The organism is Varibaculum sp. C0165D1, from assembly GCF_056590355.1.
The window spans coordinates 119,375-145,054 of the sequence record NZ_JBWPVY010000005.1 but is presented as its reverse complement, the minus strand read 5'-3'; the positions used below and the strand labels follow the sequence as shown (position 1 = coordinate 145,054).

Sequence of the window (25,680 nt, the reverse complement as noted above, 5' to 3'; positions counted from 1 at the left end):
AGAGCGTGAAAGCCTATCTGTTACTGGGGGTAATCGCCTGCGCGATTACTTTCTTGGTGACCCCGATAGTGCGCCGCGTCTCCCGAGCACTCCACGTTTTAACCCCCGTGCGCGAGCGCGATGTCCATACGGTACCCACCCCACGACTAGGTGGGGTTGCGATGCTTTGCGGACTCCTTGGAGCATTTCTGATTTCGCGGCAAATGCCCTATTTTTCCCAGTTTTATGCCGATCCCCAGGTATGGGCGCTAATTTTTGGCTCGATCGCGATTACGCTGCTAGGGGTAATAGACGACATCTACGACTTGAACTGGTGGACAAAACTTTCCGGACAGGTATTGATTGCGGCCGCAGTAGCGTGGCAGGGGATCCAAGTGGTTTCGTTTCCCATTTTTGGAATGACTATTCCCTCCACCCGGATGTCGATTCTGGTAACCGTGCTGATCATAGTGTTTTCTACCAATGCCGTGAACTTCGTGGATGGTCTCGATGGCTTAGCCGCTGGGATTACCATGATTGGGGCGGGAGCATTCTTTATCTATTCCTACCTTCTAATTCGCCTCACCAATGCCCAAAGTTATGCGTCCTTTGCGGCCATGATTGGAATCGTAATCGTGGGAGTGTGTCTAGGGTTCCTGGCCTCTAACTTTCACCCCGCAACTATTTTCATGGGAGACTCCGGTTCGATGTTGCTGGGTCTAACTATTTCCTGCATGTTCATCGTGGTTACTGGGCAAATTGATCCGCTTTCTTTGGGGAGATCTCAGTTTTTGCCAGCAGCAATCCCGGTGCTTTTGCCGCTCGCGGTAATGGCCTTGCCATTTGTGGACATGGTGATGGCGGTGATCCGCCGCCTGGCAAACGGACACAGCCCCTTCAAACCCGATCGCCTCCATCTGCACCACCGGCTATTGAAAATGGGGCACTCGCATCGACGGGCGGTCTTGGTGATGTATCTGTGGGCTTTTTACTTTTCGGTGCTGGCGGTTTGTCTATTAAAGCTGAACTGGATATCAGAGCTTATTCTGGCCCTGGGAGGAGGGGCGCTATGTCTAATAGTGACCATCTCCTTTTTGCCAGGCCTGCGTAACTACTATTGGGTGGGCCCGGATCCCTACCCCCGGCACCTGCGAGAAAAGGAAAAATTGTGAACCAGGACGAGCAAGATATTGCAGGAGAACCGCAGGTAACCGCGCTTAACCGGCATAGTGGGGGCTCCAAGAAGACAGACCCGCAGAGGCCGGATTTCGCTTCTGTCCAGGATCGCTATGGAGCGCGGGCAGCTATCCGGAAAGGAAACCGCGCAGTCGTCTTGATTTTGGTGTTTTCGACGCTGGTTTCGGTACCGGTAGCAGGAATACTCCGTGCTTGGCCAGGGGCGCTAGCGGCCCTGGCAGCGATGGGGATCATGTGGATTGTGGCGGCAGTGGGAATCGGAGCCAACCAATTAGTATTGCGCGATCCCGAGCGCACTTCCATGTATGTGTTTGGAGCCTATTTAGTGAAACTAGTCATAGTTTTAGCGGCGGTGGCGCTACTGCGGCCGGTGTCAAAGCTTGACAGCCAAGTAATTTTTCTGGTGTTAGTAATTACGATTTTACTAACCACCATAGGAGAGGCGCGGGTGGTCGCCAAAACTAATAAATTGACTGTTGGAAGGGTTTAGAACGGGTAAAACTATCGAATAATTCTCACGGGACCCCGGTCCTATGTTAAGTTAAATCTAAGACAGTCGGGCATCCGTTTCAAAACCTGAAATAAAGCGTTAGAATGGAATCCGAGTCACAGTTTTCGGCCACATCGGCAGAAATGAAGGGAACAGATAGTGTCACCGATGCTTAGTGGGTTAACCACCCTGGTACCGCAAGAATTCGAGCCACCTGGCATTGATGAGTTCTTCCCCTCGGTGATTGCCTTGGGTGGCACCCCCTTCGAGATGAATCGCATTACCTTGGTGCGCATCATCTTGCTGGTGGCTTTCCTGATTTGCGCGGTGCTTTACACCCGGCGGGCAAAAATGGTACCCGGTACCGCCCAATCCACGATGGAGTACCTTCTGGATTTTTGCCGCACTAACATCTCTGAGCAGGTAATGGGGAAAGAATACGCGAAGAAATATAACGGTTTCGTGTCCGCGATTTTCTTTACCGTCCTCTTTATGAATATCGGCGGAATCATCCCGGGGCTAAATATCGCCGGTAGCGCGGTAGCAGGGATCCCGTTGTTACTAGCCATCTTCGTTTGGTTCCTATTTATTATCGCCGGAATTCGGGCTCAGGGCGCGGGGGGCTTCTTTAAATCCGCGCTCTTTCCCCCCAATGTTCCTAAGGCGCTCTACATATTGCTGACCCCAATCGAGTTTTTCTCGACCTTTATTGTTCGCCCCTTCACCCTGTTCGTCCGTCTTTTGGCCAATATGATTGCCGGGCACATGTTGCTGGCGCTTACCATCTTGGCCTCCAACTATTTCCTGCTGCTGGCAGCAGGGGGCATGAAGGTGTTCTCGGTGATCACCTTCGTTGCTGCGATTGCGGTAACCGCTTTCGAAATTTTCGTTGCTTTCCTGCAGGCCTACGTATTCGCAGTCCTTACTGCGGTTTATGTAGACCAGTCGGTGCACGCCCACTAAGACTTCCGCTTCCGGCGGGAAAACCCACAAATAAAGAAAAGAAAGAGAAAAAATGACTATAAATATGGCTGTCCTAGCTACTCTCGGATACGGCCTGGCTTGTATTGGCCCCGGTATTGGGCTGGGTATCTTGATTGGTAAGACTCAGGAATCTCTCGCACGCCAGCCTGAACTTGGTGGGCGTCTGACCACCAATATGTTCATCGGTATCGCGTTCGTAGAGGCGTTGGCGCTGATCGGTTTGGTAGCCGGCTTCCTGTTCAAGTAGTAAAAAGGAAACTTAATGTTATACCTGATTCAGCTGGCAAAACCGTCAGGTGGGGCAGAAGAACACAATGTCTTGCTGCCCGCGATTCCGGAGTTAGTCTGGTCCGCGATCATTATCGTGATCTTCTTCTTCGTGATATTGAAGTTCATGTATCCGAAGTACAAAGAGATCACCGAAAAACGGGCCACCACCATTAAAGATGGTTTAGAAAAGGCGGAGCAGGCGAAGAAAGAAATCGCCGACGCCAACACCCAATCGGAACTGGCTTTGCGGCGGGCTCATGAGGAGGCTGCCCAGATCCGCTCCGAGGCGCAGGATAGCGCGAAGCGGATCGTGGCAGAAGCCAAAGCGCAAGCAGTCGAGGACGCTGACCGCATCAGTTCCAATGCGCAGCGACAGGTGGAAGCTAACCGGCAGGCCGCAGAGATTTCTCTGAAAACTGAAGTCGGAATGTTGGCTGCAGAACTGGCAGAGAACATTGTGGGCGAGCAGCTGACTGACCGGGAACTATCCGCGAGGGTAATTGAGCGTTTCCTGGATCAGCTGGAGGCGTCCTCGCAAAAGGAAAGTGTTAGTAAATAATGCGCGCATCCAGTAGGCAAGCCCTCCAGCGGGGCAAAGAGGTTCTAGCCGAGCAAACCGGCAGAGATGCCGAAACTTGCTACGACTGGGCAGATGACCTTTTTGTCCTCTCTGACCTGGTGCAAGGCTCCTCTCGGGTTGCTTTGGCGCTTACCGACTCTGCTCGTAACCTTGGGGACCGAGCCGCGTTGCTAGACGCCTTAGCAGGAAACCTGTCAGCAGTGGCGAGGCAAGCGGTGAAGGCTGCCATCAGCGAAGTGCCCAGCGAGCGGGAACTGGCCACTGTCATTGAGCGCCTAGGCGAATATGCGGTGCAAAATGGTGCGCAGGTGCAGGGCAAAGCGATCGAGGTCGCCGACGAAGTGTTCTCATTGGAACAATTCGTGCGAGCTAATCCGCAGGTGCGCTCCGCACTTTCGGACCGTAACCGCGACAGTAAATATCGGATCCGGCTGCTAAAGGAGCTAGTCGGTTCGGCGCTTTCGCGTCCGGCAGCTACCTTAGCGGCCCGGGCGATCAGTGCGGTCAGCCGCGACGCCAAGATAGAAGGTTCGGTGTCCCTGACGGGGACGCTGCGCCATATGCGCCGCGATTTGGCAGCCGCTGGTGACAGCTTGGTGGCTACCGTGCAAGTGGCTATGCCACTAGCGGACGCACAAGCTGAGCGCTTGCGGGATATCTTGTCCCGCCGCTATCAGAAAAACATTCACCTTCAGGTGAGCGTAGATCCTTCGGTGATAGGGGGCATGAAAGTTCGGGTTGGTTCCCAGATTTTCGACGGCTCTCTAGCCACCATAATTCAAGAAACTAAGCAGAAACTGGCCGGGTAGTACCGGAACGTTAGGAAAAGGCAATTTCATGGCTGAACTTCAAATCCAACCGGAGAAGATTCGTGACGCCCTCGCGGACTTCGTAAGCTCCTATGAGCCCACTCGCTCCACCCAGGACGAAATCGGGCACGTAGTGATGGCGGCTGATGGTATCGCTCGGATCGAGGGCTTACCGGGGGCGATGGCGAACGAACTTCTCAAGTTCGCTGACGGAACCACCGGATTGGCAATGAACCTGGAAGATCGCACTATTGGCGCGATTGTGCTCGGTGACTTCTCGGGGATTGAAGAAGGCCAGCCCGTGCGTCGTACCGGAGAGGTGCTATCCGTTCCTGTGGGTGACGGATACCTCGGGCGCGTAGTTGATCCCACGGGTCAGCCCTTAGACGGCCTGGGCGAGATTCAAGATATTGAGGGGCGCCGCGTCCTGGAGCTACAGGCTCCCGGGGTAATGATGCGTAAATCCGTGCATGAGCCCCTGCAGACCGGCCTAAAAGCAATCGACTCGATGATTCCGATTGGGCGCGGACAGCGACAGTTGATCATTGGGGATCGCCAGACCGGCAAGACCGCGATTGCGATTGATACGGTACTCAACCAGCGTAAGAACTGGGAAAGTGGTGACCCGAAGAAGCAGGTGCGCTGCATTTACGTGGCCGTTGGTCAAAAAGGTTCGACCATCGCCAGCGTACGCGGTCAGCTAGAGGCTGCCGGAGCCATGGAATACACCACCATTGTGGCGGCTCCCGCCTCCGATTCGGCTGGTTTTAAGTATTTGGCTCCCTATACCGGCTCGGCTATCGGTCAGCACTGGATGTACCAGGGTAAACACGTCCTGATCATATTTGATGATCTTTCCAAGCAGGCAGAAGCTTACCGCAGCGTTTCCCTATTGCTGCGCCGTCCGCCGGGGCGCGAAGCCTACCCGGGCGATGTGTTCTACTTGCACTCCCGGTTGTTAGAGCGGTGTGCGAAGCTTTCTGATGATCTGGGCGGAGGCTCGATGACCGGATTGCCTTTGATCGAGACTAAAGACAACGACGTGTCGGCCTACATTCCGACGAACGTTATTTCCATTACCGATGGACAGATTTTCTTGCAGTCGGATCTGTTTAACTCCAACCAACGACCCGCGGTGGATGTAGGTATTTCGGTTTCCCGTGTAGGTGGAGATGCCCAGGTTAAGGCGATGAAGAAAGTCTCCGGTACCCTGAAGATCACTTTGGCGCAGTACCGTGATATGCAGGCATTCGCCATGTTTGCTTCTGACCTGGATGCCACCACTAAGCGGCAGCTAACTCGGGGTGCGCGTCTGATGGAGCTGTTGCGTCAGCCGCAGTCAACTCCCTATGAGGTCGAGGATCAAGTTTGCTCGATTTGGGCCGGCACTAGCGGATATCTAGATGACATCGAGGTTTCCGATGTTCACCGCTTCGAATCAGAGATGCTCGCTTATCTGCACGCGAATTCGGATGTGCCCAGCAAGATCAAGGAAACGGGGCAGTTTGATTCCGAGACCGAGCAGGCCCTGAAGGAAGCGGTTGAGAACTTCCGGCGCGGATTTGTTTCGTCGCAGGGAGTGCTGGAATCGGAAGTTCATCTTCCCGAAGAGGTTGTCGAAGCCGAGCATGACAGCGAACAACTGGTGGTAGACCGCCATAAGAAAGATAAAAAGGATTAACCTTGAGCGGAAAGCAGCGGATATATAAGCAGAAGATCCGAGCCACGGAAACACTGGGCAAGGTCTTTCATGCTATGGAGCTGATCGCGGCCTCGCGTATCGGGAAGGCTCGCGAAGCTGCCACTCAGTCCACGCCCTTTGATTCGGCGATTACGCAGGCTTTGGCGGCTTTAGCAGCTCACTCTTCGTTCGATCACCCGATAACGCGGGAGCGCACGGATACCGACCGAGTAGCGGTCATGTGCGTGACTTCCGATCGCGGTCTGGCCGGGGCCTATTCAGCCTCGATTCTTCGCGAAACCGAGAAACTGGTGGAAGAGCTGGAAGAGCAGGGTAAAGAGCCGGTGCTTTACGCCTATGGGCGTAAAGCCGAGAGCTACTTCCGATTCCGCGGAGTAGCGGTGGAAAAATCCTGGACGGGTAACTCGGATTCGCCTACGGTAGAGCAGTCTTACGAGATAGCTGATGCTCTCACCGACGCCTTTTTGGCGGATGTGGTGCATGAGGGGGTCTGCGAGGTCTACCTGGTGTTTACCCGCTACGTGAATATGGTCAAACAGGTGCCGCTAGTGCGCAAGATGTTACCGCTGGAGGTTATCTCGGAAGAAGAAGCTGAAGAGATGGATATCAACCTGGATAAACCCCATGGCAAGGTGCCTCCTCTCTATGAATTCGAGCCCAGCCCCGAGGCGGTATTAGACCAGATTCTACCTATGTATGTACGCTCGCGGATCCGCTCGGCGCTGTTGCAAGCAGCAGCCAGTGAGCTCGCCAGCAGGCAAACCGCGATGCACACCGCAAGCGATAACGCTCAAGACATGATTGAGCGCTACACCCGCCTGGCTAATAATGCACGTCAGGCAGAAATTACTACTGAGATAACTGAGATCGTCGGCGGGGCAGAGGCCTTGGCCGCTGGTCGCTAGAGGAAACAAGGAATAAGGAGACTCTAATGAGTGATACCGAACGGACTACGGGCGTGGGACGGGTTTCCCAGGTGATCGGCTCGATTGTGGACGTGGAGTTCCCGCCGGATCATCTGCCCGAAATGTACAACGCGCTGGAGACTATGATCCAGATTGAGGGGGAAGCCGCCCCTCACAAGCTTACCTTGGAGGTGGCGCAGTTCCTGGGTGACGATGTGGTTCGCTGCCTGGCGCTCAAGCCCACTGACGGATTGGTGCGCGGACAAGAGGTTACCGATACTGGGGCCGCCATTTCGGTTCCAGTAGGGGACGTTACTAAGGGCCACGTATTTAACGTGACCGGCGACTGCCTGAACCTGGAAGAAGGCGAAACCCTCGAGATAAAAGAGCGTTGGCCGATTCACCGCGACCCGCCCGCTTTTGACAAGCTGGAATCCAAGACCCAGATGTTCGAGACCGGGATTAAAGTTATCGACTTGCTAACCCCCTACGTGCTGGGCGGCAAGATTGGTCTTTTCGGTGGCGCGGGCGTAGGCAAGACCGTGTTGATTCAGGAAATGATTCAGCGCGTAGCCCAAGATCACGGCGGCGTGTCCGTATTTGCCGGGGTGGGCGAGCGTACCCGTGAGGGTAACGACCTTATTCACGAAATGGATGAAGCGGGAGTCTTCGATAAGACCGCACTGGTCTTCGGACAGATGGATGAGCCTCCGGGGACCCGTCTGCGTATTCCGCTAACCGGTTTGACCATGGCGGAATATTTCCGGGATGTGCAAAACCAGGACGTACTGCTGTTTATTGACAACATCTTCCGTTTCACTCAGGCCGGCTCGGAGGTATCGACCCTGCTCGGGCATATGCCTTCGGCGGTAGGCTACCAGCCGAACTTGGCCGATGAGATGGGTCTGCTCCAGGAGCGGATTACTTCGGTTGCGGGACACTCGATTACCTCGCTGCAGGCCATTTACGTGCCCGCAGACGACTACACTGACCCGGCTCCGGCTACTACCTTCGCGCACCTAGATGCCACCACCGAGCTTTCGCGTGACATTGCTTCGCGCGGCCTCTACCCGGCGGTTGACCCCCTGTCGTCGACCTCGCGTATTTTGGACCCCACCTACGTGGGTGAAGAACACTATGAGGTAGCCACCAAGGTGAAGTCGATTCTGCAGAAGAACAAAGAACTGCAAGATATTATCGCGATCCTGGGTATGGATGAGCTTTCCGAAGAGGACAAGCTTACCGTTAACCGGGCACGGCGAATCCAGCAGTTCCTGTCGCAGAATACCTATATGGCAGAGAAGTTTACCGGGGTGGAAGGTTCTACCGTTCCGCTATCGGAAACCATCGAGGCGTTTAAGCGTATTTGTGAAGGCACCTACGATCACATTCCGGAGCAGGCGTTCTTCAATATCGGTGGTATCGAGGATCTGGAACGTAACTGGGCGCAGCTGCAGAAAGAAGCGGCGTAATGAGTTCGCTTTCGGTTCGCTTAGTTACCCGCTCTGGGGAGCTGTTTAGTGGGCAGGCGGGATTCGTCTCCCTGCCCACTACCGAAGGTTCGTTGGGTATTTTACCTGGTCACTTACCGCTTTTGGCAACCATTACCGCGGGAAAAGTAAAAGTAGGTAAGCAGGAAAACGACCCGGATGCTCGAGAGTTTGAGATAGTTCCCGGATTTGTTTCTGTTGACGAAGATAAGGTAACCATCGTCGTCGATGGGCTATAAACCGAAAAGAATCGTCTATAAGGGTTATAGTTAGGCCATGACGGCGCTAAAAATTTTTCTGCTAATCATTTTGGTGATTGCCGCCCTAGTGGCTTTAGTCGCCGCCTATTTTCTGTGGCGCATGAATCGGCTATATCGCCAAGGGGCTTTTCTCTGCTCCTATCGCCCGGATGTTACCTCCGGGTGGACAGAGGGCTGTGCAGTCTATGAGGCCGAGTCTTTGAGCTGGTATAAAGCGGCGGGCCTTTCTTTTCGCCCTGATAAGACCTGGCCGCGCCGGCAGGTGGAGTTGGGCAAGGTCCATAACTATTTATCAAAAAAGGGTGTGCGCAACGTGGCGGTACCGGTTAGCGTCGGTACTCATCGTTTTTGGTTGTTTCTTTCCGAGGACGACCACGCGGGCCTAGTCTCTTGGGCTGAGGCTGCGCCTCCTCGTGAAATCCCCCAAGCTTGGGGTTAAGGTTTTTCCTTTACAATAGGTTCCCATGCGCGTCCTTTTCGCTAATTGCTCTGTCGAATACAGCGGCCGCCTTAATTCTTTTTTACCGATGGCCCCGCGAATGATCATGGTAAAAGCCGATTCTTCGGTGCTTATCCACTGCGATGGGGGCTCCTATAAACCCCTTAACTGGATGGCGGGCCCGGCCACTATCGAAGAACTGTCAGTGTCCTCCGAGGACGAAGCAGCGGGAGTTCAGCAGATTTGGTTAGTAGAGTCGGCAAAAACTGGGGATCAGCTAAAACTGCGAATCGGGGAGATTTTCTCGGAAACTAGCTGCGAACTGGGGATAGATCCGGGACTACAAAAAGACGGGGTGGAGGCGCACTTGCAAGAGCTGCTAGCTGCCCAAGTCCCGGAAATCCTCGGCACCGGATGGGAGTTAATTCGGCGCGAATACCCCACTCCGGTTGGCCCGGTGGATCTACTGGTTTTTGACCCGGAACTAAACCACGTCGCTATCGAAGTGAAACGGCGCGGGGAAATCGACGGTGTCGAGCAGTTGACCCGCTACCTAGATTTGCTTTCTCGCGACCCGATTATGCCGGAAGTGCGGGGAATTTTTGCAGCGCAAGTAATCAAACCCCAGGCCAGGACGCTAGCCGAGGATCGGGGAATTCGCTGTCTAACCTTGGATTACGATACGATGCGAGGAGTAGACGACGCAGAATCGCGCCTGTTTTAAGCAATGAAAATAGAACTTATCGGGCAGGAGCATTTTAGCTATGAATGAAGTTTTCGCCATCCGCGGACGAGTAGTCACCGCGAATCGCATTATTACCGATGGGGCAGTGGTAGTTTCCGGAGATGCCATTGTGTGGATCGGGGAATCAACTGCGGCAAAAGAAGCTGGTTTTGGTGACGAAATTTTGGCCGCCACCGCCCCTAGCGATGATCGCTACGTGCTTCCCGGTCTGATTGACGTGCACTGCCATGGCGGCGGGGGCGTCTCTTTCCCGGATCTCCAAACTGAAGACCAGGCATTGGCCGCGGTAGCAGAACATCTGCGCTGGGGAACAACCTCCCTGGTAGCTTCGTTGGTTACTCAATCCCCGATGGTGCTGCGGGAAAAAGCAGAGCTATTGGCCGGAATGTGTGAGGCAGGCAAACTCGCGGGCATCCATTTCGAAGGTCCTTTCATTGCGCAGGGGCATTGCGGAGCGCAAGATCCGGCACATATTCAATCCCCCAATGCGCCCTTAGCCCGGGAACTGCTGATTGCTTCGCGCGGCTATGCGGTGTCGATGACCTTCGCTCCCGAAAAACCTTACGCGATGGGACCTTCTGGAGTGGCGGAGACTTTGATCGCGGGCGGAGCGGTTCCTTCTTTCGGACATACCGATACCAGCTCCCAGAAGATGCGGGATGCTCTGGTGGAAGTGCGGCAAACCCTGCAGCATTCTGCGCGCGCCCGCTGCGCGCATGCCACCGTCACCCACTTGTTCAATGGGATGGCGCCGATGCATCACCGTGATCCCGGCCCGGTTCCGGAGATCCTGGCGGACGCTGCGGGTGGAGGCGTCATTGTAGAGATCATCGCTGATGGTGTCCATGTCGCTCCCTCGCTGGTACGCAACGTCTACGAGCTGATTGGGCGGGAACAAATGGTGTTGGTCACCGATGCGATGGCCGCGACCGGTTTGGGAGATGGCGACTACGTCCTCGGGGGGCAAGCGGTAACCGTTAAAGAGGGCGTAGCTAGGCTCAGTCAGCCAGGCGGAGGGCTCGCCGGGGGAACTTCCCACTTGATAAACCAGGTTAAGATCGCGCATCAGGCAGGAATTCCGCTGGTAGATGCGGTGTATTGCGCTTCCACGCAGGGAGCAAAAATCTTAGGTAATCCCCAGTTGGGGGAAGTGGCTCCTGGGAAGTTTGCTGACTTGCTGGTTACCGATGCTGATTTGAACCCCATGGAAGTTTACAAACGCGGATCCCGGGTCTTTTAAAATGGCTAGACGCTCTCGTAAGCGTCCCTGGGGCGAACAGCGGCCTTTAAGGATGGATTCCCTGGCTTCGATGCCCCGCGCGGTTTCGCGCGCGGATGGCGATTTCCAGGTGCAGTATCTTTCGCAGGCACGTAAAACCTATCGTTGCCCTGGGTGTAGTCAAGAAATCCAGATTGGGCAGGCACAGGTGGTGGCTTGGCGAACTGACTCTATTTTTGGTACCCAAGCCGGTCTCGACCAACGCCGCCACTGGCACCGCTCCTGTTGGGAACGCGGCCTCTAACATTGTCCATCCTGGCGGCTTCTGCAAAACCCGAACCTCAAAATCCCCAACTTTCGCGCCGGTTAACGCGAGCAGGCCCGCGAAGCTGTGCGAAGATAGTTTTATGAACGTGGCGATCTTTACGCGTGATGCGCATAGAATGGCGGGCACCCCCGCAGTGGTTTTATTGGCGGCTTTCCCCTATGACCATCGAATGTGGGAGGGAGTAGCCCGTCGTTTCGAGGGTGTGCCGGTGATCGCAGTCGATCCCCCGGGGTTTGGCCATTCTCCGCTCCCGACTGACCCGCCCTCTTTAGAAATCTATGCCGATTATGTAGCCCAGGCAGTGCGCGCGGAGGGGGCCGAAAAAGTACTGGTGTGCGGGAACTCTATGGGGGGACACACCGCGCAAGCGATGATCGAGCGTCATCCGCGGCTGGTAGGTGGAGTGGTGCTGGTAGGTACCAAGGCTGATATTGACACTCCTAAGGCGCGGGCTGCCCGCACGGAGATGGCGGTAGGTGCACTGGTAGGCCGGGCGCAAGAACAGTTAGTCGAGGGCATCCCCACTATGCTCGCCAAAGAAACTCTCACGGATTTCCCTAAGATTCCGGAGTTGATGGAGAAATGGATTAATGAGGCTCCCGGGGAGGCGATTTCTTGGGCGCAGCGGGCCCTAGCGGCTCGTCCTGGGCGCCTGGAAACCCTGGAGCGGGCCCACATACCGGCAATGGTGGTGCGCGGGGAGCAGGATCAAAGTTCTACGGCTGCCCAAGCCGAAGCCATGGCTAAGGCTCTCGGAACTAGGGTGGTTTCGGTGCCGCGCGCGGGGCATCTGGTGCCTTTAGAGGCACCTTCGGCGGTGGCGCGGGCAGTGATGAGTGTTTATCGGCGAATCTCTTGACCTTTGCTGCCGGAATTAACTTCTGGTGAGGGGCGGGGGAGGGGCTGCGTCCTCCCCGGCAGATTTTGCGAGCCAGCATTCTAAAACAAGTTGCTGAAGGCAGCCTGAGAAGTTTGGTATTTACCTGCATAAGCCGGGAAAAATCGACCGCAGAGTGAGACTAGAAAGCACGGGTAGTGCCCTGCCCCCTACCTTAAAACTATGAGTTCGTATTCTGACTTTGACCTAGCGCTGTCTAAGCTACATCCCCATATGTTTGGCAAGTATGTGTTCTTGTCGGAGCAGGATGGTTTACCCGCGGGGTTGGAGTCATTTGCCCAGATCAAAGAGGAAGAAGGACTCACCTTAGTGGTGCCCTTGGAGCAGGCAAAAGCTGCGGGAATGGCTGAGGGAAAAAAGATCTACCGCCGTATCACTCTGGACTGCGACGTTTCCTTAGAAGAAACCGGGCTCACTTTCACGGTGGCTTCCCAGCTGGCCAGCCAATCTATTCCCTGCAATGTTTTATCCGGTCTACACCACGATCATCTGATGGTGCCGGCAGCGCGGGCGCAAGAGGCGCTATCTTTACTGCAGCAGCTCTCTCAACAAGCAAAGGGCTGGCTCCAGTACTAGCGGATTTGCGCTTAGCTAGGGTGCCAAAGCTGCGCTGATTTGGGAAAGGGTCGCGTCCTTGCCCCCTACGAACACATTCTCAGTATTGTGATCCGCTCCCGGTTTACCGACTTTCTTCCCCTGGGGATCATAGATCCCAATTTTTGCCCCCACATAGCGGCGTTGCGAAAACGAGAACTTCTTTACCTGGGCAAACCCGGCCTCTAAGATGGCATTAATCATCTCCTCTTCGCTGATCCAGGCTTCATCGTTATAGGAAACCACGATGGTTTTGGCGCGTACCCGCCCCAGTAGGGAAAAGAAGCTTTGCGCCATGGTGCGCTTGGAGTTAAAAACAGAGCGGTGCTTATCGCCGCGGGCATCGACCCGTTTGCGCGCCACCCCGTAGGTTTCCGGGGCATCCCAGCGCACCAGGGTTTCCCAAATATGGTAATTCGTGAAGTAACGGTGCTGGTTGTAAGGAGGATCGAGGTAGGCAAGGTCGACTTCGCCTACCTGGTCAACTAGCTGTAGGGCATCGCCTTGCAGCGCCTGTCCCTTGCCGGACAACAGCTGCGGTAAACGCAGTTCTAACTGGTTATAGGAGCGCGGCGCCCACTTTTTTAAATATGCCATTTGGACCCCGGTGGTGGAGTCTACCCGGTCGGCGGCCTCTATCAGGGAAGTTAGTAATATCGGGAAGAGAGGATCGCCCGTCAGGGGAACCAGGTACTCCCGGCAAGCATCGATGCGGGCTCCGTTGTGGGGTTGGAAAAACCTGGCCTGCCGGCAAAAAGTTTCGGTGAAATAACCCTCTTTGCCCTCTAAGGCGCTCATTTTTGCTAGATGCGCGCGCAAGGCTTCAAGGTCAACGGTGTCCGCATCGGTTTCGATATAGGTGCGCGCCAATTGGTAGCTATAGGAGGCAAGGTCGCAGGCAGTCGTGAAGATTTCGCGGCGTTTGAACTCTTGGGCAACCCGGGTAGTGCCCGAAAATAGGTCGAGGGCAGTGCGGGCACCGGAAGCGGTAGCAATAGTACCTAAAGCCGGCACCAGGTTCCGTTTGGAGCCCAAATATTTAATCAACTGCCCTCCTTTCCTCCCCGCTCACTATAAACCAGACCCGTAGCATTTGACGCATCTGACTTACACGCGCTGCGGGTCGGCGAAAAATGGGCGCGGACAACTAGGGTGGAAGTATGGCAAAAGAGGAAGCAGCATCGGCACGTGCCCTAGTTAAACTGGCAGATGGAACCGTTAAACAGCGAAATCAGTTGACCGGAACCGAGGTGTGGACTGTTCCTGGTCGCGGGCATCGTCCCCTGTCTAAGCCGCAGGTTAACCCAAAGCCTATTACCGCCAAAGACCACACCGCCAGTTGCGCTTTCTGCTCGGATCGCTATCTAGAAACCCCACCTGAAAAATCGCGGATTGTCCTGGGGGATCAAGAACTTCCGGCAGACAAGACTACTAGCTGCGGAGATTTTCGGATTGTAGAAGGGCTAGCGGCCAATCAACTAGGCCAATACCCGGCAGATTTCCGCCGGATTCCCAACCTGTTCGAGATTGTTGCCTATCAATATTGGAACCTTAATTATGGCCATGAGCCTTCCGATAAGGAACGCCAACATATGGCAGAGTACCTGTCTACGCCTACCGGGTATGACCATGTGCTGCGGGTAGTGCGCGCTAAGCTGCATCAATACGGGATGAATGACGCCGAGATTGATAGCCTGAGCGAACCGGAAATGTTGGGGCAGGCCAACTCGTTCTTTTCGGGTGGGCATGACTTGATCGTGGCTAAGCGACATTTTGTTCCCGGAGCAACTGATTCTTCCCAGCTGGCTTCGGCCGGTACCCTTACTCCCGAGGAACATAATGCTTATACCGCTTTTACTGCCCGTACCTTGCGCGACCTGTACGACTTGGATCCGGCAGTTAAATATGTGGCCACTTTCCAGAACTGGCTAAAACCGGCGGGTGCCAGTTTCGATCACTTGCATAAACAGCTGGTGGCGATTGACGAGTTTCCGGTTCAGACCGCGCAGGAACGCAAGCGCTTGCGTAAAGACCCCGATATTTACCATACGATTTTGAAGATTCGGGCTTCGCGCGGCCTGATCTTGGCGCAAAATGAGGACGCGATTGCGATGGCCGGGGTCGGACACCGTTATCCCACGATTGCAGTCTGGCCACTGGGCAGGCCCTGTAATCCCTGGGATGCAGGTGAAAAGAAAGTGCGGGCAGTATCCGATATTTTGCACGCTATTCATGCTGCTACCGGGGCAGATGTCCCCTGTAATGAAGAGTGGTATCACCGTCCGCTTTCGGTTTCGACTCCCATGCGCTGGCGAATCTTGCTGAAATGGCGGATTTCAACTTTGGCGGGATTTGAGGGCGGTACCCGGATTTACTTAAACACGATTGATCCTTGGGGTATTTCTCGGCGAGTGGTGCCGCGGCTGAAGGAGCTGCGGGCCGCCGGGAAGATCGCGGATATGCGCATTGGGGACGAAACAAAAGTTTCCCCCTCCCAACTGGACTAACTGGGAATTTGTGCTCTGGAAAGTGCAATTTTAGAGCCTAGAGCGGTTTAGGAGACTAGACATAAAGGGATCGGGAGGCGGTTGCCTCCCGATCCCTTTTATATAACTAATTTAAAGTTCAGTTTTCTCTGGATTTACTTATCGCTAGAGAAACCTTCCTTGATTTTTTCGGCGGCAGCCTTCAGGTTTGCGCCGGCTTCTTCGGCCATGTCCTTGGCCTTATCCGAGAATTCGGAAACCTTATCTTTGATTTCCGCACCCACCTGGTCAGCTTTGCCTTCGGCTTCTACATTCTTGTCTCCACTGAGTTTACCGGCAGCTTCTTTAGCCTTGCCACCCAAGTCTTCAGCGGTATTCTTAATCTTGTCGTCTAATCCCATTTTGTTCTCCTTTTATTTCTCGGAATCTACGCGATCCGCAGATCCTAAGTTACTTCGCCAGTTCGTGGTTAGTCGTACCAGAATCGGCATGTTTATTCCTAAAACTTGATCGAGCCTAGCTATTGCCTGGTCAAGCTCAGCCTTTACTTCTCGAGGATTTGCTCCCTTAAAAACCGCGGCGCTCAGCAGCAGTCCGGGCCGTTTCTTGACTTCCCAAGACGCTACTTTCAAAGACGAGATCCAGCGACTATCGCTGATTTCGTCCTCGATAATCCCCTGGAGTAGCCCCAGTTCGGCGGTAATCTCACCCTTTTTTTCTGAATCTTTCCCGGCTGCATTTAAAGCCAACGAGCGAATCTTGCCGCCTCCCTGAGAAAAGATCCAGCTGAGCAGCAAAAGGGCGACAATGATCGCGATCGCAATCAGTCCCACCTGCACCCAGAAAAACTGGTGTCCAGACACCTTAAAGGTTGCTTGCTGAGCTAGCGAAGCGTATTCACCATCTAGGCGCGAGCGATATTTGAGTACCAGCTCGCGCAGCGGCGGATAGGTTGCTGCTCCCACCAGCGCTGCTCCGGTGGCTAAGAAAAGCAGACCGAAAACAAACAGTAAAATCCGGTTTAATGCCCGAGGTAGTTTCCTCATTTTTCTAGCCTCCCCTCTTGGCTGACCTTAATTGCGGTTTTTAGCCGGGGCTGCAGCTGCCAGGAAGCAGCTTCGTCCTTCGCGAGCTTGAGCATTTGCTCTTGGTCAATCGGGCGCCCGGTAGTGGGAGTGATGGTGCTTAGCGAGCGGCGTTTACTAACCGCGGTAGACACCGTTCCCTGGGGGAGCCCGGCTTCTTCGCGCATCAAGCGGGAAATTCCGGAAGCAATTACCGAGTCATCGGCCACATAGGCAACGCGCTCGTCTTTTAACGCGTGTTTACTTAAAGTCCCGGGGAGAATTGCCTTAGCAAGTAATCCCAGGCCGAAGAGCCCCAATACTATCCCTACGATAATTACTAGGGGGCGATATTTCTCCTGCAAAGCGGCAGGGGCGTGCTCCCACAAATCTTGGGGAGTGGCCAGCAGGGGAGGGCGGCCGAGCGCGGCCAGCACTCCTTCGGTAGCTAAATATCCTAGCCCCGCCATCAAAAGCAGCGCCACGATGACGCTGATTAGGGCCCGGGAGGAATGAGTTTCTCGCCGGACTAGATAAGACACATAAGGACCGGATTTGCTGGATTGCTTACTCATTGCAGCTGCCTCCGTTCCTGATGTTTATAGAGTCCAGTTAGCCGCAGGTTTACCCGCCCAACTTTTACCCCCGCGATTTCGCTAACGCGGTTAACAATGTCTTGGCGTGCCTCGCCTGCCAGTGAAAACACCGAAGCGTCCGGGGTTTGCCCAATGGTGTCCAGGGCGTCATAGTCCAGGGGACAAGAAATATCTATCCCCAATAATCCCTGGTCATCATGGGTAGTGACTTTTATCAGCTTATCGGGTACGCTGACTCGGCGTCCGGTTGTGGCGGCCACAATGGTTTGGATTGCTCGCGCAGAAACCGTGGTGATTCCCGCTAGATCCGCCTGTTCCTTATCGGATTGCATTACGCCTCCTTTCTAATCGGAGGTGGTGGTGTGCTTGCCGATCAGGGCTTCACCAACGCCTTTCAGATCTAGCTTCCCAGAAGCCGCCCTGCCTAATACTGCCCCGATGGCCATAAACAGGATGGCGACTAAAAATCCGAAGAATCCGTGAGCTACGGCCATATAGGCCAGAAAAGCGCCACAAAAAATACCGGCTATGGTGGTCATTTTATTTTCCTTTCCGGCGAAGGCTACTTCAGATCCTTGCTTTCTTTGTCTTCTTCTTTTTCTTCGTCACTGTCGGGTACGTGCACATCGGTAACCTTGATGTTTACTTCGGTTACTTCCAGGCCTACTAACCCTTCAACAGACGAGAAAATCGCTTCGCGGACTTTGTCGGCTACTTCGTGTACCGGGTAGGGGTATTCCACGATTAGCACTACGTCCAGCGCGGTTTGGGTCTGTCCGATTTCTACCGAGATTCCCTGGGTGATGCTTTCTGAGGCTCCCACCTTGGAGCGCAAAGCCCCCAGGGCGCGGGCGGCGGAGTTACCAAGATCGTAGACTCCCGGAATCTCTTTAATGGCGAGACCGGCAACTTTGGCCACCACTTGGTCGGCAACGGTGGTTAGCCCCTGGCCCTGATCCTCGGCAACATTATTTGCAGGGATGAGTTCCTTGGCTTCTTCCGTGGTGGGTACTACAGTCGGGGTCTTCTTATCTTGTTTGGTATTTGCCATTATCTCTATCCCTACTTTGTTGGGTGACTATTACTTTCGAAGGCCGTTAACCAGCTATTTTATAATCCTGATTTTCAGCGACCTGTTTCCAAGGTATCGGAAATTTTGCCAGCTCGCGACCGCTGAAACCAGATGAATGAGTATATAACCGGGTATTCCCGGTAGTATCGCCCTATGAGTAATGAAGAAGATAATAAAGAAACGGCTGGGCATGGCTTAGCTGATGCCGATACGAGCGCCGAGGCCCAGAACAAGCTTTCGCCGGCGGCGAACGGGGAGGAAAGTCCCTCGCCACAAACCCCCGAGGAGGACGAGAAACAGGTTTCCGCCCCCACTCTGGAGGGCGAAGATCCGGATACGGAAGCTCAGCACCCGGATCAGTCAGAGGAAGTAGATAATGACACCGCTGACACCGAAGATTCTGATGATTCTGATGACTCAGAAGCCGCCGAAGACGGCGATGATGCCGGAGCTGCTGAAGATAGCGCAGACGCCGCAGATAGCGATGATCTGGAGGATACAGTCTTGCGCAGCGGCGAGGAAAATAGCGACGATCAGCAGTTCCAGGTTCCCGAAATTTTACCTTTAACTGGCACTCAGCCAGAATCGCCGGAACAGCCCGATGAAGCAGGGGAGAATAAAGACGAAGAACGGGTTTGGGGTAACCAAGTTGGCGGACATGTCGACCGGGAGGAAGTTCCGACCCTGCCCGCGGGGAGTTCTTTTGATGTTTCCCAGATTTCGGTAAAGAAATCTAAGCCGGTAAAGAGGACACATTCAAATTCACGCCGGGTCGTCGCCTGGATTTTGGGGGTAGTAGCCGTCATCGCCCTGGTGGTAGTAGGACTATATGCCAGTGGGATTTTACAAAAGATCTTTAATCCCGAAGGTGCCGCCTCCCCCAAGGAGGGCGCGCGGGCCTATTACGGGGCGCTGCTGGACAAGGACGCGGAAACTTTATGTGTGCTTAGCTCTCCGACTGCGCGCGGGGAACTGGTGGCAGCTTTAAGTAAAAAATCCGAAGAAAACAGCGATAGTGTGGAGAAGTGTACCGCTGCCGCTAAAGAAGCGTTTGCGCAGGTTCCGGACAATCCGGCTATCAAGCTAAAAGATATGGTGTTTGCGCCCGAAAAAGCGGCAGATGCCGGGGGCGTAAAAGCGATTCTGATTAAGGATAAAAAAGGTACGCCCCTGCAAATAATGGGGTGGCAGGAAATCGATGGACGCTGGTTCCTGGCGGGGCAAGAGTCCCAGCAAAAGGTGATGATGAAGTACCAGCAATCCTTGGCGGCGGGCGCTGCCGGAAAGAAATAGGCTTTAACGGTCTAGTTCGTCCTCGTCCTCGTCGTCAGCGAAACGCTCATCATAGTTGGGGTCTTGCGTGTCCTCGAGGGCGGGAGACAGCTCTTCCCATTCTTCCTCGTGGTTTTCCCAGTCACCGCTGGGGGAAAGTACCAGCTCCCCGCGGTGATCGCGGAAGGAATCGGGGGTAGCCATATAGGCATAGGCGCGCACGTCTTGGGTAGGGCCTTCCCAGGTGCTGTTCTCATCCGGGAATACCTCTACCCGCACGACTTGCCGGGTGTACATATTGTTGGGGTCACCTTCGCCCAGGTAGCCTTCGTATTCGTCGAGTTCTTCCAGGGTTTCTTCAAAAAGACGCTGTTCAACCAGTAGTACCTGTCCCACGATTCCAGTGCCGCCGATAGAGCGGATCGCCATCGGATAGGACGCTCCGATATACAGGGAGGCTTCCCGCAGATAGGCCGGGGCGAACTCGGTCACTGCGGCTTTCAGACTGGAGCCAAAGCCGCGCGAGCCAAGTTTCAAAGTGCCGTAGACGAATAAAGGTAGGTATCGCGTGCTCATGTCTTCATTTTCTCAGTAGCAAACGCTTTTCGGGCGTCTTTGGGGCGGCGTTTCGGTCTGAGATTTCGGCTCATCCCTAAATGGGGACAGTATTGGCTGCTGAAAAGGACTTTTTTGTTTTTAGGAGCGCGCGGGGAGAAAGAAAAAACTAAAGTTGAGTCTAGGGCGCTTAAGTTTTCGCCTCCAGAATAATTCACTAGCACTTAGGTGCTTAGAGTGCCAAAATAGGAGACGTGAGGCCGAGAAACTCTCGGCGAGAAGATTTCCCGCTTTGCGGGGGTAAGGAGTAATCATGGTTCGCAGGTATGATCCCTTCCGTCAGATGGAAGCAATTTTTGATGACGCCATGCGTCAAGGTCCCTCCCGGGCAGCTATGCCCCTAGATTTGTATCGAGATGGGGAAAAGTTCATCGCCCTCTTCGATCTGCCGGGGGTGGATCCGAATAGCGTAGATATCGATATCGAGGATCGCACCCTCACTATCCGGGCCGAGCGCAAATCCCCCGAAATCGCTGGTGGTCAGTGGCTGACCCACGAGCGTCCCTTCGGCACTTTTGCTCGCCAGCTCACCTTAGGTAATGGGGTGGCTCTTGACCAGGTAGAGGCGGAATATGTCGACGGAGTCCTCAAGTTGGTTATCCCGGTGGCGGAAGAAGCTAAGCCCCGCAAGATTGCGGTGCAGCGCGGTACTCGCCAAATAGAGGGTAGCGGCGAAGTCCTGAATGACGCCGAATAGCAGAGGATTACGCCCCTAGGGGCAGTAGCGCCTGGTAGCAATAAATAATTTTTAAGGGCGGGGACGCGAATTCGCTCGCGTCCCCGCCCTTAGTTAGTTTTACCCTCAGAGGTGATTGCGGGTTATGCCCGCTGTGCTTTCCTCCTGGTCCTGCTGATCACCAGTGCGATGCCAGCCGCAGTAAACAAGGCTGCCGCATAGAGATAAACCAGCGCATTAGCTCCGGTTACCGGACCGGGCGTCACTATCGGTTTATTGGGCTTCTTTTCCGGCGCGGGGGTCACCACTTTTTCTACAAATACCGGGGTGATCACCGTGTCCTCGGTGAACTTATGCCGTTTCATGAAGTCATAATTTCCTAGTTTAGCTTGCCCCTCATTTTGGGCAGCTTTATTAGCTGACCAATGCTTAAACCCGGATGCGGTCTTGTCTTTATCGCTGACTGCAATTTCGGGAATCTCTACCCAAGCCTTGGGGTTAACCCAATAGCTCTTAGGAGGCAGATTGCCCAGGCGACTGGAGGGCTTCACCGTCACCTTTACGTAGTTTTTGCCATCCAAGAGTTTAGCCAAATCGCCATGAGGAGCGGTTGCCTGCTTCAAGAAGCCCGGCATGGCTCCCGGAGGCGCATCGTACCGGTTCTTATAAACCCTTATCGGCAGCTCGATCTCTTCAATCTTTTCTCTACCTTCAAACTTAACTTTCGCTTTGAGTTTCACGGTACGAACAAGTTCGTTTGAATCCGGTTCTTCTTTTACCAGCTTGTAGAGATCATCCTGGGTATTTACTTCGTTACCTTGATCATCTACGAACTTTACCGTCGCGCCCTCAGGCAGCTTCGTTATCTTGGTTTTGTCTTTACTCTGCAGTTGAATAGCTGCTTTCAGCTCATCCAGAGTAGGCACAAAATTATTGATCCAGGTGCCATCAGGAGCCTTAAAGGACTCGGTAGTCGCCACCCCTTTAGTCACCAGATCTGACCAATCGAACTGTGCGGTAAAGGTATGGTTTTCGTTTATCTCCCTGCCCGGCGGTAAAAGTGATTCCTTATCCCACTTAATAAAGCTCTTACCTTCTTCCGGAGTGAGATAGTACTTGTTTTCATCCGGCTGCTTTCCATTCTCCAATTCCTGGGGAACTGGAAGCAGGACAGACTTAAGACCCTTCAGTACATCGTAATTAATTTCTTTGATGGGGTTCCCATCTTTATCGGTACCGAAGGAGCCGCCCTCACTGGCCTTAAAGGTTACTCGGACGTACCCCTCTGGAGTCTTTTCGTCTTTCGGCACCTCGATGACCCTTACATCCTGATAGTAGAAGGTGATTTCATCGGAACCGGTACCATTGATTCCTTTGAATTCATTAGTCTTTTCGTCTACATCGTAGAAGAGCTGCTGTTGGGGATCCGAAGTCAGTTTCCAACCAATTATCGGCTTATAGTTGCGAGCATCGTAATGCCTAGCCCCACTGACGACTGGTTCCTGGTCCAGAATGCGGTATTTCTTTATAATCTCTTTCTTTTCCGCATCGGTAGTGGCTTCCGCTAACTCCGCCTTAGCTCTTTGGTCCACATAGTTGACCTTGTAATTACGGGTCCGGAAGGGACGATAGAAGAAATGGAATTCATTGTTTGGATTATCGGCTAACGTGCCATCCGCTGATTTCTTTTTCGGTTCTACCAGGAGGGTTTGGAAATAGGTGTTATCTTGCGTTGCCCGGTTACCTAGCTCTTTAGCCAGTTTTTGATAATCGTCATAGAGTTTTTTGGTTTCTTCATCCTGGGTATTCTGCAAATCTGCATCGGAAGCCAGAATCCATTTGGCATCTTGCTTTAAACCAGTGGCGGCCACGTATTTACCGGCTCGCTGGTTTCCTATAGTTTCTTTAACGGGATTATCCTTTAGGGTCTTATCAATTGCTAGCTTGTTATCCAAGAAGTGATGGTAAACCCGCACATCCTCCATATCATTTTTTACCCAAATGGCTTTCAGGTAAATGGGGCTGACTACATCGTTACCGTAGGAGTAAAGCTCCGGAACCTTATAGGTATCCCGATAAGAGTTGTCCACTTCCTCGGTGTAGTTACCACTGGCATCCTTCTTATAGTGCAGTACCTCCCAACCCATGAAGCTATAGCCTTTCCGGGTTGGTTTTTTCGGTTCTACCAGTTTTTGCCGCTGCACAACAGTAAAGACTTGCTTGTCCCCTTCGTTGTCACCCTTTATCGCGTAGGTGACTTCTTTTTGCTCGGCGATATCGCCTTCCCTAATGGTTTTCCGGGCGGTGGTAACTTTCTCCTCCGCTATGGGTTTTAACTCGCCCCCATTGGGGTCAAAGGTTACTTTCCACTTAGAGTCTGGTTCCCCCCATTTGGCGTAGAGAATCAGGTTGTGAGTGGGCATAGTTTCCTTGTTTTCCCAAACTAGTTTTTGCCCGGCCGGGTCTAGCGCCCAACCCTTAAACACCATTTCGGGCGCCAGTCCCTTCGGTCTTTTAATCCGATCGTTTCCGTCCTCATCTTTTTCTACCAGATCTGTCAGGCCTAGTTTCACTAAGGTCTCGGGATTATCTAAGTCTAAATCCTTTAATGGGTATTGATAGAAAACATCTGTTTGATTAGTGTTATCGTACTCACTGTCATCCTTAAGCTTTGCGGGATCATTGTTGAACCGCAGCTTGTACTTATTCCGGTGGTACTTAAAGCGAATATAGCCATTTGTATTAAATGCATCGCTGCCATCGGCAACGTCGCCCCATTCGTCGGCACGGTTAAAGAAAGTGTACATAAACTTCATTTTGCCCTTGGTTCGGACATCATCCTCATAGGGGCCAATTACCGTTTCGTTAGGAAATGGGGTTTTCGCTTTCCGCTTCTCGTTCATAGCATCAAGCTCATCCTCGGTAAGCTTCTCCGAGAGTTCGGATGGGGGGTAATTCGGGTGTTCGGATAGGGGGTAAGGGGTAAATCCCTGGACTACCGGATATTTGTGCCCATAGGTTTTCGATGAGGTGTCCGACTTGGTTCGGTAAAGCTTATAGTCAATGATGGTCTCTCCGGGCTTAAACCCATCCATCCAGAAGTCCATGTGGTGAGGCATTGGCTGGTTTCCATCTTTGTCGGGGCCCCTTTGTTCGATACCAAAGGAAAGAGTAGTGAAAGTTCTAGGTCTGGCATTCCAGTTGACGGGCAGAGTGACGCCATTTCCAGCATCAATCTCGTTAGTGTAACCGCCCCGTTTGGTGTAGTCTGCCATATCTAGGAACTCTTCAGCCGAGAGCCGGTAGGGAGGAGTGTCGCGGTATTGCCACTCTGGTGAACCGAAGTTTGGTCCCCACCCATAACTTTGCTTACCCTCCGAAAAACCCTTGGTTTCCAGGGCGTCATTTGGCCACTCGGTCATTAACTGGTTAAACCTGGCCTGAAAGTGGTAGGGATTACCTGGTTCCCCTAACTTTTTACCGTGTCTCCAGATTTCGGGATAGAAGGTCGATTCAGGATCCGTATCCTTAGCATTTGACTTCGTAAAGTAAAGGTCATAGACCTGACGGTCGTAATAGATGTTATAGACAGTCTTTCCGTTGGAAGAAACCGACTTTACTACATTGGAATCGTTAGGATCAGCATTTTCTTTATCGGTTAATTCTTTATTGTATTTATAGAATTTATTAAGGTAAAGGAAGGCGTTGCGGTAAAATCTAGCGTTGTTCCATATTTTATTTAACCGTGCCTGATCTAGATCCGGAAACTCCACCCCGTTTACCGTCTCATTTGCAAGGTCTGGACGAGTACCGGTGGGCTTTTTCTTATATACATGGGTCCCCACGAAGTCATATTTGTCTAAAAGAGAAGCCCCCTCGGGGTGGTCGGCCTTTTCTGTCCAGAACTGAATCGCATAATCTGCCTTCTCGTTATCCTTCCACACCGCGGTAAATTTGACGTTTTCAGCCGGCATGGTTAGCTGAGCTTTTAGATCTTCAACCACATTCCCGGAAGCATCTTTAATAACTTCACCCTTCTTAAAGGTCTTGCCAGCTTCATCTGTTAGATCCACCGAAGGCTTCCAACCTTGGAAGGTAGCTCCCACTTTAGTAGGAATATCTTTTTTCTCGAGGTTGGGGATGACCTGTCCGTAGTAAAGGGTGCGGGAAGGAACTTCCGTACCCCCATCGGGGTCGAAAGTGACGTCATAGTGGTTACGGTTGTAACGGTATTCCACAGTAAATTCCGCGGTATTTAGAGGAACTTGCACCTCGATATCGGTCTCCGGAACGAAACCTTTTATTTCGTCTGCTGGTAAAGGCTGAATTTTCAGCTTCGAGCCTACGCTACCCTCTTGGGTAGTTATCGTCTCCTCTGTCGCCCCAGGTTTATTACCGTATTTATCAAAATCACTTATGTCCTGGAAAACATGCTTGACATTAAATTTCTGCTTTGTGGCATCATACTTAAAGTCTTGAGTCTTCTGGTAAATTTTTCCATACTCGTCGTTTCCACTGGGCTGGGAATCGTTTTTTACGGTGTTGTAGTCGATAGAGAAATTATCCTGTGGTTTTTTATAACCCGGGAAATCCGGCAGCTTAATAGTCTGTTTTACCTTGGCTTTTTCCTCATCGGTAGCGGCTGCCCCTACGGTTGCCACATAGGGCTGATAGTTGATGACATGGTCTCCGTCTCTTTCAACTTTAAAGTCGCTACGAAGAGTGTAAATATCTGGCTGCTCCGGATTCTTGACGAAATCTGCCGTCGTTGTGCCGGCGGGTAGCTTTACTGGTTCCACCTTCAGTTTGTCTGCGTATGTACTTTTTTCCGCGGCGTCAGCTGTCAGCGGCTGGGAAAGTATCACTGCCGCCGGAAGTATCAATGCCAGTGCCAGCAGTAGAGCCAGGGTTTGCTTGAACGAAACTTTCATGGGGGACTTCCCACCTCCGACACCAAAATTTATTTTTGAGGGCAAATATTGGTGTTTCTACCTATTAATTATTTCAGCC

28 protein-coding genes are annotated in these 25,680 nt (G+C 53.1%); 19 read left to right on the top strand and 9 right to left on the bottom strand.

The window, feature by feature from the left end; translation table 11 throughout:
* Positions 1–5 precede the first annotated feature (5 nt).
* From AC1EKS_RS08235 to AC1EKS_RS08160, 16 genes are all read left to right on the top strand, one after another.
* A complete protein-coding gene (locus tag AC1EKS_RS08235) occupies positions 6–1,151 on the top strand; it encodes a glycosyltransferase family 4 protein (protein ID WP_481009330.1) in 1,146 nt (381 codons plus the stop codon).
* Positions 1,148–1,666 carry a Cg1360 family ATP-synthase-associated protein gene (locus AC1EKS_RS08230; protein ID WP_481009329.1) on the top strand — a complete coding sequence of 173 codons (519 nt, stop codon included), beginning with the start codon at positions 1,148–1,150 and terminating at the stop codon, positions 1,664–1,666. The genes AC1EKS_RS08235 and AC1EKS_RS08230 overlap by 4 nt, the downstream gene beginning before the upstream one ends.
* Before the next feature lie 168 nt (positions 1,667–1,834).
* Positions 1,835–2,629 carry a F0F1 ATP synthase subunit A gene (gene atpB / locus AC1EKS_RS08225; RefSeq protein ID WP_481009346.1) on the top strand — a complete coding sequence of 265 codons (795 nt, stop codon included), beginning with the start codon at positions 1,835–1,837 and terminating at the stop codon, positions 2,627–2,629.
* A gap of 52 nt (positions 2,630–2,681) precedes the next feature.
* Positions 2,682–2,897 carry an ATP synthase F0 subunit C gene (atpE, locus tag AC1EKS_RS08220; RefSeq protein ID WP_238127598.1) on the top strand — a complete coding sequence of 72 codons (216 nt, stop codon included), beginning with the start codon at positions 2,682–2,684 and terminating at the stop codon, positions 2,895–2,897.
* 15 nt (positions 2,898–2,912) lie between these two features.
* A complete protein-coding gene (locus tag AC1EKS_RS08215; protein ID WP_481009328.1) occupies positions 2,913–3,479 on the top strand; it encodes a F0F1 ATP synthase subunit B in 567 nt (188 codons plus the stop codon).
* Entirely contained in the window at positions 3,479–4,309 is an 831-nt protein-coding gene (locus AC1EKS_RS08210; RefSeq protein WP_481009327.1) for a F0F1 ATP synthase subunit delta, read from the top strand. Before AC1EKS_RS08215 ends, AC1EKS_RS08210 begins: the two co-directional genes overlap by 1 nt.
* A gap of 28 nt (positions 4,310–4,337) precedes the next feature.
* Positions 4,338–5,990, top strand: coding sequence for a F0F1 ATP synthase subunit alpha (gene atpA / locus AC1EKS_RS08205; RefSeq protein WP_481009326.1), 1,653 nt, complete (start codon positions 4,338–4,340; stop codon positions 5,988–5,990).
* A gap of 2 nt (positions 5,991–5,992) precedes the next feature.
* Positions 5,993–6,916 carry a F0F1 ATP synthase subunit gamma gene (locus AC1EKS_RS08200; RefSeq protein WP_481009325.1) on the top strand — a complete coding sequence of 308 codons (924 nt, stop codon included), beginning with the start codon at positions 5,993–5,995 and terminating at the stop codon, positions 6,914–6,916.
* A gap of 26 nt (positions 6,917–6,942) precedes the next feature.
* A complete protein-coding gene (gene atpD / locus AC1EKS_RS08195; protein WP_481009324.1) occupies positions 6,943–8,388 on the top strand; it encodes a F0F1 ATP synthase subunit beta in 1,446 nt (481 codons plus the stop codon).
* A complete protein-coding gene (locus AC1EKS_RS08190) occupies positions 8,388–8,645 on the top strand; it encodes a F0F1 ATP synthase subunit epsilon (protein WP_481009323.1) in 258 nt (85 codons plus the stop codon). Before atpD ends, AC1EKS_RS08190 begins: the two co-directional genes overlap by 1 nt.
* 37 nt (positions 8,646–8,682) lie before the next feature.
* The gene (locus AC1EKS_RS08185; protein ID WP_481009322.1) at positions 8,683–9,105 is read left to right on the top strand and encodes a DUF2550 family protein; all 423 of its coding nucleotides are present in this window, start codon (positions 8,683–8,685) and stop codon (positions 9,103–9,105) included.
* A gap of 25 nt (positions 9,106–9,130) precedes the next feature.
* A complete protein-coding gene (nucS, locus tag AC1EKS_RS08180; protein ID WP_481009321.1) occupies positions 9,131–9,829 on the top strand; it encodes an endonuclease NucS in 699 nt (232 codons plus the stop codon).
* Between the two features lie 40 nt (positions 9,830–9,869).
* Positions 9,870–11,090: an N-acetylglucosamine-6-phosphate deacetylase gene (locus AC1EKS_RS08175; protein ID WP_481009320.1), complete on the top strand. Its 1,221-nt coding sequence runs from the start codon at positions 9,870–9,872 to the stop codon at positions 11,088–11,090.
* 1 nt (position 11,091) lies between these two features.
* Entirely contained in the window at positions 11,092–11,373 is a 282-nt protein-coding gene (locus AC1EKS_RS08170) for an ATP/GTP-binding protein (RefSeq protein WP_481009319.1), read from the top strand.
* A 109-nt stretch (positions 11,374–11,482) separates the two neighbouring features.
* A complete protein-coding gene (locus tag AC1EKS_RS08165) occupies positions 11,483–12,256 on the top strand; it encodes an alpha/beta fold hydrolase (RefSeq protein WP_481009318.1) in 774 nt (257 codons plus the stop codon).
* A 201-nt stretch (positions 12,257–12,457) separates the two neighbouring features.
* Positions 12,458–12,871, top strand: coding sequence for an ACT domain-containing protein (locus tag AC1EKS_RS08160; RefSeq protein ID WP_481009317.1), 414 nt, complete (start codon positions 12,458–12,460; stop codon positions 12,869–12,871).
* Between the two features lie 15 nt (positions 12,872–12,886).
* Here AC1EKS_RS08160 and AC1EKS_RS08155 read toward each other — a convergent pair whose 3' ends face one another.
* Entirely contained in the window at positions 12,887–13,936 is a 1,050-nt protein-coding gene (locus AC1EKS_RS08155) for a DNA adenine methylase (protein ID WP_481009316.1), read from the bottom strand.
* A gap of 113 nt (positions 13,937–14,049) precedes the next feature.
* Between AC1EKS_RS08155 and AC1EKS_RS08150 the strand changes: the two genes are divergently transcribed.
* Positions 14,050–15,396, top strand: coding sequence for a DUF4921 family protein (locus AC1EKS_RS08150; RefSeq protein ID WP_481009315.1), 1,347 nt, complete (start codon positions 14,050–14,052; stop codon positions 15,394–15,396).
* 134 nt (positions 15,397–15,530) lie between these two features.
* Here the strand turns inward: AC1EKS_RS08150 and AC1EKS_RS08145 are convergent, their stop codons facing one another.
* From AC1EKS_RS08145 to AC1EKS_RS08120, 6 genes are read right to left on the bottom strand one after another with little or no spacing between them, the layout of a single operon-like run.
* Positions 15,531–15,776: a CsbD family protein gene (locus AC1EKS_RS08145; RefSeq protein WP_481009314.1), complete on the bottom strand. Its 246-nt coding sequence runs from the start codon at positions 15,774–15,776 to the stop codon at positions 15,531–15,533.
* Between the two features lie 12 nt (positions 15,777–15,788).
* Positions 15,789–16,421, bottom strand: coding sequence for a hypothetical protein (locus AC1EKS_RS08140; RefSeq protein WP_481009313.1), 633 nt, complete (start codon positions 16,419–16,421; stop codon positions 15,789–15,791).
* Complete coding sequence (locus AC1EKS_RS08135) at positions 16,418–17,014, bottom strand: hypothetical protein (RefSeq protein WP_481009312.1); 597 nt, start codon at positions 17,012–17,014, stop codon at positions 16,418–16,420. The genes AC1EKS_RS08140 and AC1EKS_RS08135 overlap by 4 nt, the downstream gene beginning before the upstream one ends.
* Positions 17,011–17,367: a hypothetical protein gene (locus AC1EKS_RS08130; RefSeq protein ID WP_481009311.1), complete on the bottom strand. Its 357-nt coding sequence runs from the start codon at positions 17,365–17,367 to the stop codon at positions 17,011–17,013. Before AC1EKS_RS08130 ends, AC1EKS_RS08135 begins: the two co-directional genes overlap by 4 nt.
* 12 nt (positions 17,368–17,379) lie before the next feature.
* Positions 17,380–17,574 carry a hypothetical protein gene (locus tag AC1EKS_RS08125; RefSeq protein WP_024059343.1) on the bottom strand — a complete coding sequence of 65 codons (195 nt, stop codon included), beginning with the start codon at positions 17,572–17,574 and terminating at the stop codon, positions 17,380–17,382.
* 23 nt (positions 17,575–17,597) lie between these two features.
* The gene (locus AC1EKS_RS08120) at positions 17,598–18,086 is read right to left on the bottom strand and encodes an Asp23/Gls24 family envelope stress response protein (RefSeq protein WP_481009310.1); all 489 of its coding nucleotides are present in this window, start codon (positions 18,084–18,086) and stop codon (positions 17,598–17,600) included.
* A gap of 174 nt (positions 18,087–18,260) precedes the next feature.
* Here AC1EKS_RS08120 and AC1EKS_RS08115 point away from each other — a divergent pair, with 174 nt between their 5' ends.
* The gene (locus AC1EKS_RS08115; RefSeq protein ID WP_481009309.1) at positions 18,261–19,400 is read left to right on the top strand and encodes a hypothetical protein; all 1,140 of its coding nucleotides are present in this window, start codon (positions 18,261–18,263) and stop codon (positions 19,398–19,400) included.
* A gap of 3 nt (positions 19,401–19,403) precedes the next feature.
* On the opposite strand, the gene AC1EKS_RS08110 is transcribed toward AC1EKS_RS08115, so the two are convergent.
* Complete coding sequence (locus tag AC1EKS_RS08110; protein WP_481009308.1) at positions 19,404–19,955, bottom strand: gamma-glutamylcyclotransferase family protein; 552 nt, start codon at positions 19,953–19,955, stop codon at positions 19,404–19,406.
* A gap of 292 nt (positions 19,956–20,247) precedes the next feature.
* Between AC1EKS_RS08110 and AC1EKS_RS08105 the strand changes: the two genes are divergently transcribed.
* On the top strand, positions 20,248–20,691 hold the full coding sequence (locus tag AC1EKS_RS08105) for an Hsp20/alpha crystallin family protein (protein WP_481009307.1): 444 nt from the start codon (positions 20,248–20,250) through the stop codon (positions 20,689–20,691).
* A gap of 122 nt (positions 20,692–20,813) precedes the next feature.
* Here the strand turns inward: AC1EKS_RS08105 and AC1EKS_RS08100 are convergent, their stop codons facing one another.
* Positions 20,814–25,601 carry an InlB B-repeat-containing protein gene (locus tag AC1EKS_RS08100; protein WP_481009306.1) on the bottom strand — a complete coding sequence of 1,596 codons (4,788 nt, stop codon included), beginning with the start codon at positions 25,599–25,601 and terminating at the stop codon, positions 20,814–20,816.
* Positions 25,602–25,680: the final 79 nt, after the last annotated feature.